Genomic DNA, 13,348 nt, shown 5'->3' with positions numbered 1-13,348 from the left:
GCGAAGGGGCAAGGCAATGGCACGAAGACTCAGGCTCGGCATGGTGGGCGGCGGCGAGGGTGCGTTTATCGGCGCGGTGCATCGTATCGCGGCGCGCCTCGACGATGCCTTCGAACTGGTGGCGGGCGCGCTTTCATCCGATCCGGTGCGTGCGCAGTTGAGCGCCGAGGCGCTGGGCCTCACGCGCAGCTACGCCGACTGGCGCGACATGGCGCGGGTGGAGGGGACGCTCGACGACGGCATCGACGCCGTCGCCATCGTCACGCCCAACCATCTGCATGCGCCGGTGGCGCACGCCTTCATGGACGCGGGCATCCACGTGATCTGCGACAAGCCGCTCGCCGTGTCGCTGGCCGAAGGCGCGGCGCTCGCGCAGCACGCGCGCGAGGCCGGCCTGGTGTTCGCGCTCACGCACACGTATTCGGGCTATCCGCTCGTGCGCCACGCGCGCGAGATGGTGGCGGCGGGCGAGATCGGCGAGGTGCGCATCGTGCAGGTGGAGTACGCGCAGGACTGGCTCGCGACGCCCGTCGAGCGCGACGGCGCGAACCGCCAGGCGAACTGGCGTACCGACCCGGCGCTGGCGGGGCCGGCGGGGTGTCTGGGCGACATCGGCACCCACGCATATCAACTGGCGGCGTTCGTGAGCGGCCTCGTGCCCGAGGCGCTCGCGGCGGAGGTCCATACGTTCGTACCGGGCCGGCGCGTGGACGACCACGTGCAGGCGATGCTGCGCTACGCGAACGGCGCGCGGGGCATGCTGTGGGCGAGCCAGGTGGCAAGCGGCGCGGAGAATGCGTTGCGGCTGCGCGTCTACGGGACGAAGGGCGGCCTCGCGTTCGATCAGGAAGAGCCGAATATCCTCTGGTTCACGCCGCAAGGCGGCGAAGCCGAGCGGCTCACGCGCGGACGCGTAGCGGGCGCGGCGGCGCGCCATGCGACGCGCGTGCCGCCTGGGCACCCGGAAGGCTATCTGGAGGCATTCGCGCAGCTCTATCGCGACGCCGCAGCGCAGATCGCGGCAAGCGAGGCGGGCGTGCCCGCGCCGCCCGAGAGCCGCATGCTGACCACCGTCGACGACGGCGTAGAAGGCTTGCGCTTCATTGCCGCCGTGCTGGCGAGCAGCGCGGCGGACGGCGCGTGGCAGACGATCGCGCGTTAGGGGCGACCGCGCCTTACTGCGCGAGATACACGAACTTGCCGCCGCGTATCGTGCCCATCACGCTCGCGCGCTGATCAAGGCCCACGTGATCGGTCGGGCTCGTGGTGACGAAGCCGTTCGGCACGACCACCTCGTGCGCCTGCTCCAGTTCGTGGCGCAGCGCGACGCGAAACGCCTCGGTGCCTGGCTGGGCCGTCTTGAGCGCGCGCGCGACGGCGTCCGAAAGGCGCGGATACACCCCGGCCGCATCGCCCGCGAACTGCGTGACCGAGCCCGGGCCGTATTTCGCCTCGTAGGCATCGACGAATGCCAGCGCCGCCTTCTGCGCCGGCTCGCCGGCGGGCAGCGTGCGCGCCACGACAACCGGCTGCGTCGGGAACAGCGTGCCTTCCACGTCCTTGCCGCCCAGCTTGATGAACTCGGGCGTGGCGATGCCGTGCGTCTGGTAGATCGGCCCCTTGAAGCCGCGCTCGACGAGCGTGCGCTGCGGCAGCACGGCCGGCGTGCCCGCGCCGGCCACCAGCACCGCATCGGGCTTCGCCGCTATGAGCCTGAGCGCCTGGCCCGTGACGCTCGCGTCCGTGCGGTTGAAGCGCTCGGTCGCCACGATCTGGATGTGCCGCTCGCCCGCGAACTTCGTGAATTCCTTGAGCCAGCTGTCGCCGTAGCTGTCGGCAAAGCCGATGAAGCCCACCGTCTTTACGTTGTGCGCCGCCATGTAGCGCGTCATGACGTCGGCCATGGCGGCGTCGGTCTGCGCCATCTTGAACGCCCACACGCGCGGCCCCGCCTGCGGCTCGACCACGGACGCCGAGCCGACCAGCGTGATCATCGGCGTCTTGCCCTCCGCGACGGGATCGAGCGCCGCGAGCGCGGCCGGCGTGACGTTCGGCCCGACGATCACGTCGACATGGTCCTCGTTGATGAGCTTGTGGACATTGCGCACGGCCGCGCCCGGATCGGAGCCGTCGTCGAGCACGATGTAGTCGGCCTTCTGGCCCGCGATCGTGTCGGGCCACATCAGCACGGCGTTCTTGCTGCTGATGCCGATGGCGGCCGCCGGGCCGGTGCTCGAAAGGTCGATGCCGATTTTGAGGTCGGCGTGCGCGGCGACACCCGCCATGGCGAGCGCACTGGCACAGAGCGCTCGCGGCAGCATGTGCCGGACAAATCGGCGAGCAGTCATTCAACAGGTCTCCTTGAGGGTGTAGGGACATATCGGTCCCGACGTCGCCCGAATACTAAGACAGTTCCTTTCCCGCTGGCAATGCGTCGCCGGGACCGGCTGAAATACCAAAGATTGGTATATGATCGTTGCGTTGAACAGGAGTCAGACCATGTCACGCAACACGTCCGTTTCCCTCGGCGACCATTTCGCCGGGTTCGTCGACGCGCAAGTGCAGTCCGGCCGGTATGGATCGGTCAGCGACGTCGTACGGGCTGGCCTGCGCCTGCTCGAATCGCATGAAGCGCAGGTGCGGGCCCTGCAGGAAGCACTGAAGGCCGGCGAGGCGTCGGGCGCGCCCGCACCGTTTGACAGCGAAGCCTTCCTCGCGCGCATGCGGGCCACGCATGGGGGCTAGGGGCCGGCAACTGCAGCTCACGCCGCTGGCTGTGGCCGACCTCGAGGACATCTGGCGGTATACGTTCACGCAGTGGTCGTCCGGGCAGGCCAACCGCTATCACCGCGACCTGGTCGCGACAATGGAGGCGCTGGCGCACGGCGACAAGATCGGACGTGCCTGCGCGGTGCGCGACGGGTACTGGCGGTACGCAGTCGGCTCGCACGTCGTGTTCTACCGCGAAACGGACCGGACGTTGGACGTGATCCGGATCCTGCATCAGAGGATGGACGTCGAGCGCCACCTGTAAGTTCAGTCGGACCGGCGCACCGGCGGGGCGCCGGAATGCGTCATTTCACAACTCGTAAGACTCGTGCTCCCCCTTGAGCGCCTGTTCGATCAGCTTGCGATTCAGGCTGGGCGAGAGCAGCTCGACCATCGTGTAGACGTAGCTGCGCAGATACGCGCCCTGCTTGAGCGCGACGCGGGTGACGTTGCTGCCGAACAGATGCCCGACCGGCACCGCGCGCAGGTGGCGGTCACGCTCGGCGTTGAAGGCGATGTCGGCCATGATGCCCACGCCCATGCCGAGCTCGACATAGGTCTTGATGACGTCCGCGTCGATGGCCTCCAGCACGATATCGGGAGAGAGGCCGCGCAGGCGAAACGCCTCGTTGATCTTGGTGCGGCCCGCGAAGGCGTTGTCGTAGGTGATGAGCGGAAACTGGGCCAGATCGTCGAGCGCGAGCGGCTTGCGCTCCAGCAGCGGGTGGTCGGGCAGCATGACCGCGACGTGGTGCCAGGTGAAGCAGGGCAGCGACACCAGATCCTTGTAGCCCGAGATGGCCTCGGTGGCGATGCAGAGGTCGGCCTGGTCGTGGAGCACCATTTCCGCGACCTGGGTCGGGCTGCCCTGCAGGATGGAGAGGTGCACCTTCGGGAAGCGGCGCTTGAACTCGGCGATGGCGGCCGGCAGCGAGTAGCGCGCCTGGGTGTGCGTGGCCGCGATGGTCAGATTGCCCTGATCCTGCGCCGCGTAGTCCTTCCCCACCCGCTTGAGGCTCTCGACCTCCTGCAAGATGCGTTCGACCGACGCCAGAATGATGCGCCCGGGCTCGGTCAGCGAGCGCACGCGCTTGCCGTGGCGGGTGAAGATCTCGACCCCCAGCTCGTCTTCCAGCTCGATGATCGCCTTCGAAACGCCCGGCTGACTGGTATACAGCGCCTTGGCGGCTTCCGTGAGATTGAAATTTTGCCGCACGGCCTCGCGGACGAACCGGAACTGGTGCAGGTTCATAGATAACCCTTATAACCTGTTTGCATATCGACCTGATTTTTGAGTCGTTTGAAATATAAAGCGAGTTTATTACCATTCCCCCAACTTTCCAAATATGGATATCTGTTTTGGTCATTAGCAAATGACGGGTGGCTGTAAGGCTACCGGCCATGAGCGAGGTCAAAACGGAGCGAAGTCGAAGTCGGAGAGCGCGGCGTAACCGGAACGCCGCGATTGAACCAACCCTGGGGTCCCCGAATGTACCAATACGATCAGTACGACCAGACCATCGTCGACGAACGCGTCGCGCAGTACCGCGACCAGGTTCGCCGGCGCCTCTCGGGCGAATTGAGCGAAGAAGAGTTCCGCCCGCTGCGCCTGCAGAACGGCCTGTACATGCAGCGCCACGCCTACATGCACCGCATCGCGATTCCGTACGGCAATCTGCGCAGCGACCAGTTGCGCATGCTCGGCCGCATCGCGCGCGAGCACGACCGCGGCTACGGCCATTTCTCGACGCGCTCGAACATCCAGTACAACTGGATCCAGCTCGAGGAGACGCCCGAAATCCTCGCCAAACTCGCTTCGGTGCAGATGCACGGCATCCAGACCTCGGGCAACTGCATCCGTAACATCACCGCCGACCAGTTCGCGGGCGTGGCGCCCGACGAGGTCGTCGATCCGCGCCCCTGGGCCGAGATCCTGCGCCAGTGGTCGACGTTCCACCCCGAATTCGCCTGGCTGCCGCGCAAGTTCAAGATCGCCGTCTCGGGCTCGAAGGAAGACCGCGCGGCCGTGCAGATCCACGACCTGGGCGTCTACCTGGAGCGTAACGTCGACGGCGAAATTGTCGCGAGCATCCTCGCGGGCGGCGGCCTCGGCCGCACGCCCATCGTCGGTGCGATCATCAAGCGCGACCTGCCGTGGCAGCACCTGCTGACCTACTGCGAAGCCGTGCTGCGCGTGTACAACCGCTACGGCCGCCGCGACAACCTCTACAAGGCGCGCATCAAGATTCTCGTGAAGGCGCTCTCGCCGGCGAAATTCGCCGAGCAGGTGGAAGAGGAGTGGCAGCACCTGAAGGACGGCCCCTCGACGCTCACGCAGGCCGAAGTGGAGCGCGTGTCGCAGCACTTCGTGCCGCCCGCCTACGAAAAGCTGCCCGATACCGATACGTCGTACGAAAAGCATCTGCTCGAAACCCGCGCGTTCGCGCGCTGGGTGGAGCGCAACGTGCGTCCGCACCGCGTGCCGGGCTATGCCTCGGTGACGCTCTCGCTCAAGCCGCGCGACATCGCGCCGGGCGATGCCACCGACGCACAGATGGAAGCCGTGGCCGACTGGGCCGACGCGTATTCGTTCGGCCAGATCCGCGTCTCGCACGAGCAGAACCTGATTCTCGCGGACGTGAAGAAGCGCGACCTCTATGCGCTGTGGGAAAAGGCGAAGGCGCAGGGCTTCGCGACGGCGAACATCGGCCTTCTGACCGACATCATCGCGTGCCCGGGCGGCGACTTCTGCTCGCTCGCGAACGCGAAGTCGATCCCCATTGCGCTGGCGATCCAGGCGCGTTTCGATAATCTCGACTTCGTCCACGACCTGGGCGACCTGTCGTTCAATATCTCGGGCTGCATGAACTCGTGCGGGCACCATCACGTCGGCAACATCGGCGTGCTGGGCGTGGACAAGGACGGTGCGGAGTGGTATCAGGTGTCGCTGGGCGGCGAGCAGGGCAATGGCGCCAATGGCGCGCGCCTGGGCCGTGTGATCGGGCCGTCGTTTTCGGCCGAAGAGATGCCGGACGTTGTGCAGAAGGTGATCGATACGTTCGTCGAGCACCGGCTCGAAGGCGAGCGCTTTATCGACACGTACGACCGCATCGGCATCGCACCGTTCAAGGAACGCGTGTACGCCTCGCGCCAGCCGGCGCACGCCTGAACCCGCACGCAACGAGAGACGAGAGTTAAGCAAATGGCTTTGATCATCAGGAATCGCGAGATCGTTGAAGACGGCTGGCAGGTCGTGCGCGCGGCCGAAGACGGCGCACTGCCCGAAGTGGCGGCGCTGCCTGCGGGCCAGATCATCGTGCCGCTCGCGCTGTGGCAGGCGCAGCGCGACGCGCTGGTGGCCTCGCGCAGCCGGGACGAGCTCGGCGTGTGGCTTGCGCCGGAGAGCGAACCGGCCGATATCGCGGGCGATTTCGACGAGGTGGCTCTGATCGCAGTGGATTTCCCGGTGTTCCGTGACGGCCGCGGTTATTCGACGGCGCGTCTGCTGCGCGAACGCTATGGCTACCAGGGCGAGCTGCGCGCGATTGGCGATGTGCTGCGCGACCAGTTGCGCTTCTACGAGCGCTGCGGCTTCGATGCGTATGCGCTGCGCGCCGACAAGGACCTCCACGACGCGCTCAAGGCGTTCACGGAGTTCACGGTGCAGTATCAGGGCGCGTTCGACGAGCCTTCGCCGCTGTTCCGCCGCCGTCTGGCGCAGCAAGGTGCCGCAGCATGAGCACCGTCGAAAGCACGATCACGGCCGAGTTGCAGGCGAAGATCGGGCGCCTCGACGCGCTGCTCGATTCGATCGCCGCACGCCACGCCGACGTGAAGCTGGCGAGCAGCCTCGCGGCCGAGGACATGCTGCTCACGCACGCGATCCTCTCGCGCGGGGTGAAGATCGGCATCTTCTCGCTGAACACGGGTCGCCTGCATGCGGAAACGCTCGGCATGATCGACCGCGTGCGCGAGCGCTACGGTTACGAGATCGAGCAATTCCACCCGCAACAGGACGCCGTGGACGAGTACGTCGCCCAGCATGGTTTGAACGCCTTCTACGAAAGCGTCGATCTGCGCAAGCGCTGCTGCGAGATCCGCAAGGTCGAGCCGCTGAACCGCGCGCTCTCGAACGTTTCGGCCTGGGTGACCGGCCAGCGCCGCGAGCAGTCCGTCACGCGTGCGGAGCTGCATGAGGAAGAGCACGACGGCGCGCGCGACATCGCCAAGTTCAATCCGATCGCGGACTGGACCGAAGCGGAAGTGTGGGCCTATCTGCGCGCCTTCGACGTGCCCGTGAACCCGCTGCACGCACGCGGCTACCCGAGTATCGGCTGCGAGCCCTGCACGCGCGCCGTGCGCCCCGGCGAGGATAGCCGGGCAGGCCGCTGGTGGTGGGAGTCGCGCGACACGAAGGAGTGCGGCCTGCATATCAGCCCGATTTCGGCGATTCCGGTGGTCGAAGTGCAAGCCACAGGGCACGCGAGTTAAAATTGAAAGCTGGCGCGCCGCAGGGCTGGTTCCTGCAGGCGCGCTGTCGTAGAGCAAGCAAGTCGCACTGCCTTCGCGATTTTCGGCGGCGGTGTGAATCAACGAAGGATCTCAACATGAGCACGACGCTCGAACCGACCGTGAATGCACCGCTTCAAGTGACCGCGAACCGCATGGACCACCTCGACTGGCTCGAAGCCGAGTCGATTCACATCCTGCGCGAACTGGTTGCCGAGTGCAGCAAGCCTGCGCTGCTGTTCTCGGGCGGCAAGGATTCGGTGGTCGTGCTCGCGCTCGCACTGAAAGCGTTCGGCCTGGGCGCCAACCGCAAGACCTCGTTGCCGTTCCCGCTCGTGCACATCGACACGGGCCACAACTACGACGAAGTGATCGACTTCCGCGACCGCCGCGCGGCCGAAATCGGCGCCGAGCTCGTGGTCGGCCACGTCGAAGACTCGATCAAGCGCGGCACCGTGCGCCTGCGCCGCGAAACGGATTCGCGCAATGCCGCGCAGGCCGTCACGCTGCTCGAAACCATCGAGCAATACGGCTATACGGCGATGATCGGCGGCGCGCGCCGCGACGAAGAGAAGGCCCGCGCGAAGGAGCGCATCTTCTCGTTCCGCGACGAATTCGGCCAGTGGGACCCGAAGGCGCAGCGCCCCGAACTCTGGAGCCTGTACAACGCGCGCCTGCACAAGGGCGAGCACCTGCGCGTGTTCCCGATCTCGAACTGGACCGAACTCGACGTGTGGCAATACATCGAGCGCGAAAAGCTCGAACTGCCGTCGATCTACTACGCGCACCAGCGCGAGATCGTGCGCCGCAATGGCCTGCTCGTGCCGGTCACGCCGCTCACGCCGATGAAGGAAGGCGAAACGAGCGAATCGGCGCTCGTGCGCTTCCGCACGGTGGGCGACATCAGCTGCACGTGCCCCGTGGAAAGCGATGCCGACACCGTCGAGAAGATCATCGCCGAAACGGCGGTGACCGAAATCACGGAGCGCGGCGCGACGCGCATGGACGATCAGACGTCCGAAGCCGCGATGGAACAGCGCAAGAAGCAAGGTTATTTCTAAGAGCACGCAGAGGAAGAGGATCGATTCATGAGTACTACGTATCAACCTGAAGACCTCGGCGTGCTGCGCTTCATCACGGCGGGCAGCGTGGACGACGGCAAGAGCACGCTGATTGGCCGCCTGCTGTACGACAGCAAGGCGGTGTTGAGCGACCAGCTCTCGGCGCTTTCGCGTGCGAAGAACAAGCGCACGGTGGGCGACGAGATCGACCTCTCGCTCTTGACCGACGGCCTCGAAGCCGAGCGCGAGCAGGGCATCACGATCGACGTGGCGTACCGCTACTTCGCCACGGCCAAGCGCAAGTTCATCATCGCCGACACGCCGGGCCACGAGCAGTACACGCGCAACATGGTCACGGGCGCCTCCACGGCGCACGCCGCGATCATCCTGATCGACCCCACGCGCGTGACGGTCGAGAACGGCGTCACGCAACTGCTGCCGCAGACCAAGCGCCATAGCGCGATCGTCAAGCTGCTCGGCCTGCAGCACGTGATCGTCGCGATCAACAAGATGGACCTCGTCGACTACAGCGAAGCGGTCTTCAACCAGATTCGCGAGGCCTATGTCGAACTCGCGCGCCAGCTCGGCCTCGAAGACGTGCGCTTCGTGCCGGTTTCGGCGCTCAAGGGCGACAACATCGTTTCCGCGAGCGAGCGCATGCCGTGGTACGCGGATGCGCCGCTGCTCGACGTGCTCGAGGCGCTGCCGGTCGAGCAAGCCGGCGGCGACGCCCTGCGCTTCCCGGTGCAATGGGTCGCGCGCCAGGACGGTTCGAGCGCCGACGACTTCCGCGGCTACATGGGCCGCGTCGAGGCGGGCGAAGTGAAGGTTGGCGACGCCATCACGGTGCTGCCGGCTGGCCGCAGCGCGACGGTTGCCGAAATCATCGCGCCGGTGCCGGGCGGCACGGCGCAGGTGAATCGCGCGTTCGCGGGCCAGACCGTCACGATCCGTTTCGCGGAAGACGTGGACGTCTCGCGCGGCGACACTTTCGTGCCGGCCACGGATGCCGCGCAGCCCGCGAAGAAGCTCGAAGCGGACCTCTGCTGGTTCGACGAAGAGCCGCTTTCGCCGCAGCGCAAGTATCTACTCAAGCAGACCACGAACACGGTGTTCGCGAAGATCGGCGCGGTCAAGCAGGTGCTCGACGTGCATACGCTCTCGCACGCCACCGACCGGCACGACCTCGCGATGAACGACATCGGCCGCGTGGCGCTCACGCTGCAAAAGCCGCTCGTCTGCGACCTGTATGATTCGCATCCCGGCACCGGCGCGTTTGTCCTGATCGACGAAGCCACGCACCACACGGTGGCGGCGGGCATGATCCGCGCGTTCTCCGCCTGAGTGGAGCCCCGTGCCGCGCCGCCCGGGCAGCGGGGCGCGAGCGGCAACAGGATTCGGGAAAGCATATGGGCAAGGTATATCTGATCGGCGCGGGACCCGGCGCTGCGGACCTCATCACGGTGCGCGGCGCGCGCCTGCTTGGCGAGGCGGACGTGGTGCTGCACGACGCGCTCGTCGAGCCGGCCATGCTCGACTATGCGCCGAAGCACGCGAAGTTCATCGCGGTCGGCAAGCGCTGCGGGCAACGCTCGACGGCGCAGCATTTCATCAACAAGCAGCTTGTCGATGCGGCGCGCGAGCACGCCGTGGTCGTGCGCCTGAAGGGCGGCGACCCGATGCTGTTTGGCCGCGCCGACGAAGAGATGCGCGCGCTGGAAGCCGCGGGCATCGACTACGAGATCGTGCCGGGCATCACGGCGGCGCTCGCGGGCGCGGCGACGCTGCACCGCTCGCTCACGCTGCGCGGCGTGGCGCGCAGCGTCGCGCTCGCGACGCATTCGCGCGCGGCCGACTCCGCCGAAATCCGCGAGCAGGTGAAGGCGGATTCGCTCGTGTTCTACATGGGTCGCGACAGCGCGCCCGAAATCGGGCGCGAGCTGATCGAAGCGGGGCGCGCGGGCACGACGCCGGTGGCGATCGTCGAGGCATGCAGCACGGCGCGCGAGCGCACGCTCACGCTGACGCTCGCGGAACTGGCAGCAGGCCGTGCACAGGATTGGCTTGACGCGACGCAGCCGAGCCTGCTGATGATCGGCGAAGCGTTTGCCGCGCGGGCCGGTCAGCACCGCTCGGCGGATGCCGGGCCGGATGAGGCACAGGTGGCCGGTCGGCGCGCTGCTGCCTGAAACGCAAAAGAACGAAAAAGGGGCGCCCGCTGGTATCCCCCTGTCGCCCCCTTCATTTGAGCGCCATTGGCGCTTTTCCTTCGCTTCGCGCCTGGCAGTCCAGCCACTCAGTCGCGCACCACGCCCAGACAGTACTGCACCACCGCGTCGAGCACGCCATCGTCCTCGCCGACCGCGCCGGCGCAGCGCAAGCGCACGCCGGGATGCGCGGCCTGGCAGCGCGCGACGATTTCCGGCAGGTCGCGGCGCACATGCCCGCCCTGACCGAAAAACACCGGCACGACCGTGATCGTTGCGCAGCCCGCGGCGGCCTGCTCCGCCACCGCGGCCGGCAGGTCAGGCGCCATGAGTTCGAGGAAGGCGAGGCTGACCGGGCCCGCATCGCCGCGCACCGCGGCGAGCTTCGCGGCGAGCCGCGTGAACGGTTCCTGCCAGCGCGCGTCGCGTGCGCCGTGGCCGAAGAGAATCACGCCGTGCTTGCCACTCATTGCCCTCTCCCCGCTAGTGCCGGTCGACCCATTTGAGGCCCACCAACCCGAGCGCGAGATAGATGAGGCCGGGTGTGGCCGCCGTGAGCGGCGCGGGCCAGGTGTTCAGCGTCCCCATGTGCGAGAACAGCGTGTTCAGCAGCTGGAAACTCATGCCGAGCATGATCCCGCCGAACACCTTCACGCCCACCACGCCCGCGCGCGTATGCAGATACGCGAACGGCAGCGAGAGCACGAGCATCACGAACACCGCGAACGGGTAGAGCAGCTTGCGCCAGAGCGCGATGTTGTAGCGCTGCGCGTCCTGATGGTTTTCGTTCAGATGCTGGATATAGCGGAACAGGTTGAACATCGACATATTGTCCGGCGACACGAGCAGAACCGAAAGGATCTGCGGCGTGAGCTCGGAGCGCAGCGAATATTCGGGCGTCGTGGTCTGCACGGCGCGATAGACCGGGTTGAGCGCGTCCGCGGGCTGGTTTTGCGGCGGCGGCACGCCGACGAGCTCGGTGTCGGTGACGTCCTTGAGCAGCCAGTGGCCCGGCGACTGATAGCGGCCCGACTGCGCGAGCCGCACGTTCGTGAGCCGGAACAGCGAGTCGAATTCGTAGATGCGCACGTCGGTGATGGTCGCATCGGGCTGCAGCTTGCCGACGTTCACGAAGCGCGTGACCTGCTCGCCGTCCGCGCGCTGGGTGAGCGTGTCCTTCACCCAGACGCCCGACTGGAAGTCGCTGGACACCGCGGAGCCGAGCGCTTCGAGACGCACGCGCTCCGAGAGCTGGTCCGTGTACGGGCCGATCACTTCGCCGATCACGTAGGTCACGAGCACGAGCGGCACGCCGATCTTGAGCAGCGACCACAGCGCCTCGCGCGTCGCGAGGCCCGAGACGCGGAAGATCGTGTACTCGGAATTGGCGGCCATCTGCGCGAACACGTAGATCGAGCTGATGAGCGCCGCGACCGGGATGATTTCGTAGAAGCGCGAAGGCGTTTGCAGCGCGACGCGCAGCACGGCATAGCTGAACTTGTAGTTGCCGTGGCCCACCGAGTTCAGCTCGTTGATCAGGTCGAAGAAGAAGAACAGGCCCGAGAACGCGAACAGGATGAAGACGAAGGTCACGTAGACCTGGCGTGCGAAATACTTTTCGTAGATGCGCATGGGTCACCCCTGCGACGCGCGCTGGAACATGGCGCGGCTGAAGAGCGGCCGGTTGCGCACGCGCAGCCAGAAGATGAACACGACGAGCGCGAGCACGACGATATGCAGGCCGACGAGGCCGACGCCGAACGACATCTTGGCCTGCTCGATCTGCGACTGCACGACGTTCAGCAGGTTCGAATAGGTGAGGTAGATCAGCACGGCCATGACGAGGTTGATGGTGCGCCCGCGCCGCGGATTTTGATAGGCGAGCGGAATGGCGAGCAGCATCAGGTTGAGGGCGATGAGCGGCAGGCCGCAGCGCCAGGCGAACTCGCCGAGATTGTCGTTGGTCGGATGGCGCAGCAGGCCCAGCGTGGACGTGGTGCTGGCCGTGGGCACCGAGACCACGGGCTGGCTCTGGATCTTCACGCCGTAGCGCTGGAATTCCATGATGCGGAAGTCCGGCTGGCCCGGCTGCCCGTCGTAGCGGCGGCCGTTCTCCAGTACGACGAAGCGGTCGCCGCCCTTCATGGTTTCGGTGTGGCCCGTCTTCGAGACGATCACGCTGACCTTGCCGTTGTCCGTGCTCGTGACGAACACGTTCTCCACGTGCGACTGGTCGGGCGTCATGTTCTGGATGAAGAACACGCGGTGCGTGGTGGGCGACTCGCGGAACTGGCCGGGCGCGAGCAGCGACACTTCATCGCGCTGCTGGAAGCGCGCGCGGATCAGCTTGCTCTGCGCATTCGACCACGGCCAGCCGATGAACGCGAAGAACACGATCAGCGCGAAGATCGGCGCCGTGAAGAGGGCGATCGGCTTGATGAGGCGCGTGAGGCTCACCCCGGAGGCGAGCCAGACCACCATTTCCGAATCCTTGTACCAGCGCGTGAGCACGAACAGGATCGACACGAACAGGGTGACGATGAGCATCACGGCCATATAGCCGATCACGGTCAGCCCGATCAGGACGAGCACGTCCCGCGGGTCGACCTGGCCCGACGCGGCAAAACCGACGATGCGGATCATCATCGTCGTCAGCATGATCGTGAGCAGAACCATGAACACGGCGCCGGCCGTGTACGCGAGTTCGCGCTGCAGGGAACGTTCGAAGATCATTCTTGATGAGTGGGGCGGGTGGCCCGTACCGGACGCCGCGTAGCTCGCGCATCCGACCAGGAGCCGCCG

14 protein-coding genes are annotated in these 13,348 nt (G+C 66.4%); 9 read left to right on the top strand and 5 right to left on the bottom strand.

Features of this window, described 5'->3' with window-relative positions; genetic code table 11:
- The first annotated feature begins 16 nt into the window (after nucleotides 1-16).
- The gene (locus WJ542_RS16765) at nucleotides 17-1,162 is read left to right on the top strand and encodes a Gfo/Idh/MocA family protein (RefSeq protein ID WP_411190358.1); all 1,146 of its coding nucleotides are present in this window, start codon (nucleotides 17-19) and stop codon (nucleotides 1,160-1,162) included.
- A gap of 13 nt (nucleotides 1,163-1,175) precedes the next feature.
- Here WJ542_RS16765 and WJ542_RS16760 read toward each other — a convergent pair whose 3' ends face one another.
- Nucleotides 1,176-2,348: an ABC transporter substrate-binding protein gene (locus tag WJ542_RS16760; protein WP_411190357.1), complete on the bottom strand. Its 1,173-nt coding sequence runs from the start codon at nucleotides 2,346-2,348 to the stop codon at nucleotides 1,176-1,178.
- A gap of 151 nt (nucleotides 2,349-2,499) precedes the next feature.
- Between WJ542_RS16760 and WJ542_RS16755 the strand changes: the two genes are divergently transcribed.
- Both WJ542_RS16755 and WJ542_RS16750 read left to right on the top strand, forming a co-directional pair.
- Nucleotides 2,500-2,745 (top strand): type II toxin-antitoxin system ParD family antitoxin, encoded by a 246-nt coding sequence (locus WJ542_RS16755; protein ID WP_411190356.1) that lies wholly within the window; start codon nucleotides 2,500-2,502, stop codon nucleotides 2,743-2,745.
- On the top strand, nucleotides 2,735-3,034 hold the full coding sequence (locus tag WJ542_RS16750; protein WP_411190355.1) for a type II toxin-antitoxin system RelE/ParE family toxin: 300 nt from the start codon (nucleotides 2,735-2,737) through the stop codon (nucleotides 3,032-3,034). The genes WJ542_RS16755 and WJ542_RS16750 overlap by 11 nt, the downstream gene beginning before the upstream one ends.
- Before the next feature lie 45 nt (nucleotides 3,035-3,079).
- Here WJ542_RS16750 and WJ542_RS16745 read toward each other — a convergent pair whose 3' ends face one another.
- Nucleotides 3,080-4,021: a CysB family HTH-type transcriptional regulator gene (locus tag WJ542_RS16745; RefSeq protein WP_411190354.1), complete on the bottom strand. Its 942-nt coding sequence runs from the start codon at nucleotides 4,019-4,021 to the stop codon at nucleotides 3,080-3,082.
- 237 nt (nucleotides 4,022-4,258) lie between these two features.
- On the opposite strand from WJ542_RS16745, the gene WJ542_RS16740 reads away from it, so the two are divergent.
- The 6 genes from WJ542_RS16740 (at nucleotide 4,259) to cobA (ending at nucleotide 10,528) form a co-directional block, all read left to right on the top strand.
- The gene (locus WJ542_RS16740) at nucleotides 4,259-5,938 is read left to right on the top strand and encodes a nitrite/sulfite reductase (RefSeq protein WP_411189559.1); all 1,680 of its coding nucleotides are present in this window, start codon (nucleotides 4,259-4,261) and stop codon (nucleotides 5,936-5,938) included.
- Between the two features lie 33 nt (nucleotides 5,939-5,971).
- A complete protein-coding gene (locus tag WJ542_RS16735; protein WP_411190353.1) occupies nucleotides 5,972-6,508 on the top strand; it encodes a DUF934 domain-containing protein in 537 nt (178 codons plus the stop codon).
- Entirely contained in the window at nucleotides 6,505-7,260 is a 756-nt protein-coding gene (locus WJ542_RS16730) for a phosphoadenylyl-sulfate reductase (RefSeq protein WP_411190352.1), read from the top strand. The genes WJ542_RS16735 and WJ542_RS16730 overlap by 4 nt, the downstream gene beginning before the upstream one ends.
- Nucleotides 7,261-7,376: 116 nt before the next feature.
- Nucleotides 7,377-8,339: a sulfate adenylyltransferase subunit CysD gene (gene cysD / locus WJ542_RS16725; RefSeq protein ID WP_411190351.1), complete on the top strand. Its 963-nt coding sequence runs from the start codon at nucleotides 7,377-7,379 to the stop codon at nucleotides 8,337-8,339.
- A 27-nt stretch (nucleotides 8,340-8,366) separates the two neighbouring features.
- Nucleotides 8,367-9,683, top strand: a complete 1,317-nt coding sequence (locus tag WJ542_RS16720; protein WP_411190350.1) for a sulfate adenylyltransferase subunit 1 — start codon at nucleotides 8,367-8,369, stop codon at nucleotides 9,681-9,683.
- Between the two features lie 65 nt (nucleotides 9,684-9,748).
- Entirely contained in the window at nucleotides 9,749-10,528 is a 780-nt protein-coding gene (cobA, locus tag WJ542_RS16715) for a uroporphyrinogen-III C-methyltransferase (protein WP_411190349.1), read from the top strand.
- Between the two features lie 107 nt (nucleotides 10,529-10,635).
- On the opposite strand, the gene WJ542_RS16710 is transcribed toward cobA, so the two are convergent.
- The 3 genes from WJ542_RS16710 to lptF are packed head-to-tail and all read right to left on the bottom strand — an operon-like array spanning nucleotide 10,636 to nucleotide 13,279.
- Nucleotides 10,636-11,016 (bottom strand): sirohydrochlorin chelatase, encoded by a 381-nt coding sequence (locus WJ542_RS16710; RefSeq protein ID WP_411190348.1) that lies wholly within the window; start codon nucleotides 11,014-11,016, stop codon nucleotides 10,636-10,638.
- A gap of 13 nt (nucleotides 11,017-11,029) precedes the next feature.
- Nucleotides 11,030-12,178, bottom strand: a complete 1,149-nt coding sequence (gene lptG / locus WJ542_RS16705; protein WP_411190347.1) for an LPS export ABC transporter permease LptG — start codon at nucleotides 12,176-12,178, stop codon at nucleotides 11,030-11,032.
- A 3-nt stretch (nucleotides 12,179-12,181) separates the two neighbouring features.
- Nucleotides 12,182-13,279, bottom strand: a complete 1,098-nt coding sequence (lptF, locus tag WJ542_RS16700) for an LPS export ABC transporter permease LptF (RefSeq protein WP_411190346.1) — start codon at nucleotides 13,277-13,279, stop codon at nucleotides 12,182-12,184.
- Nucleotides 13,280-13,348 lie beyond the last annotated feature (69 nt).

This window comes from Paraburkholderia yinzeri (assembly GCF_046581065.1).
Lineage (GTDB): Bacteria > Pseudomonadota > Gammaproteobacteria > Burkholderiales > Burkholderiaceae > Paraburkholderia.
Note: the sequence above shows the minus strand (reverse complement) of the source record. Positions and strands in the feature narration are given on the sequence as shown.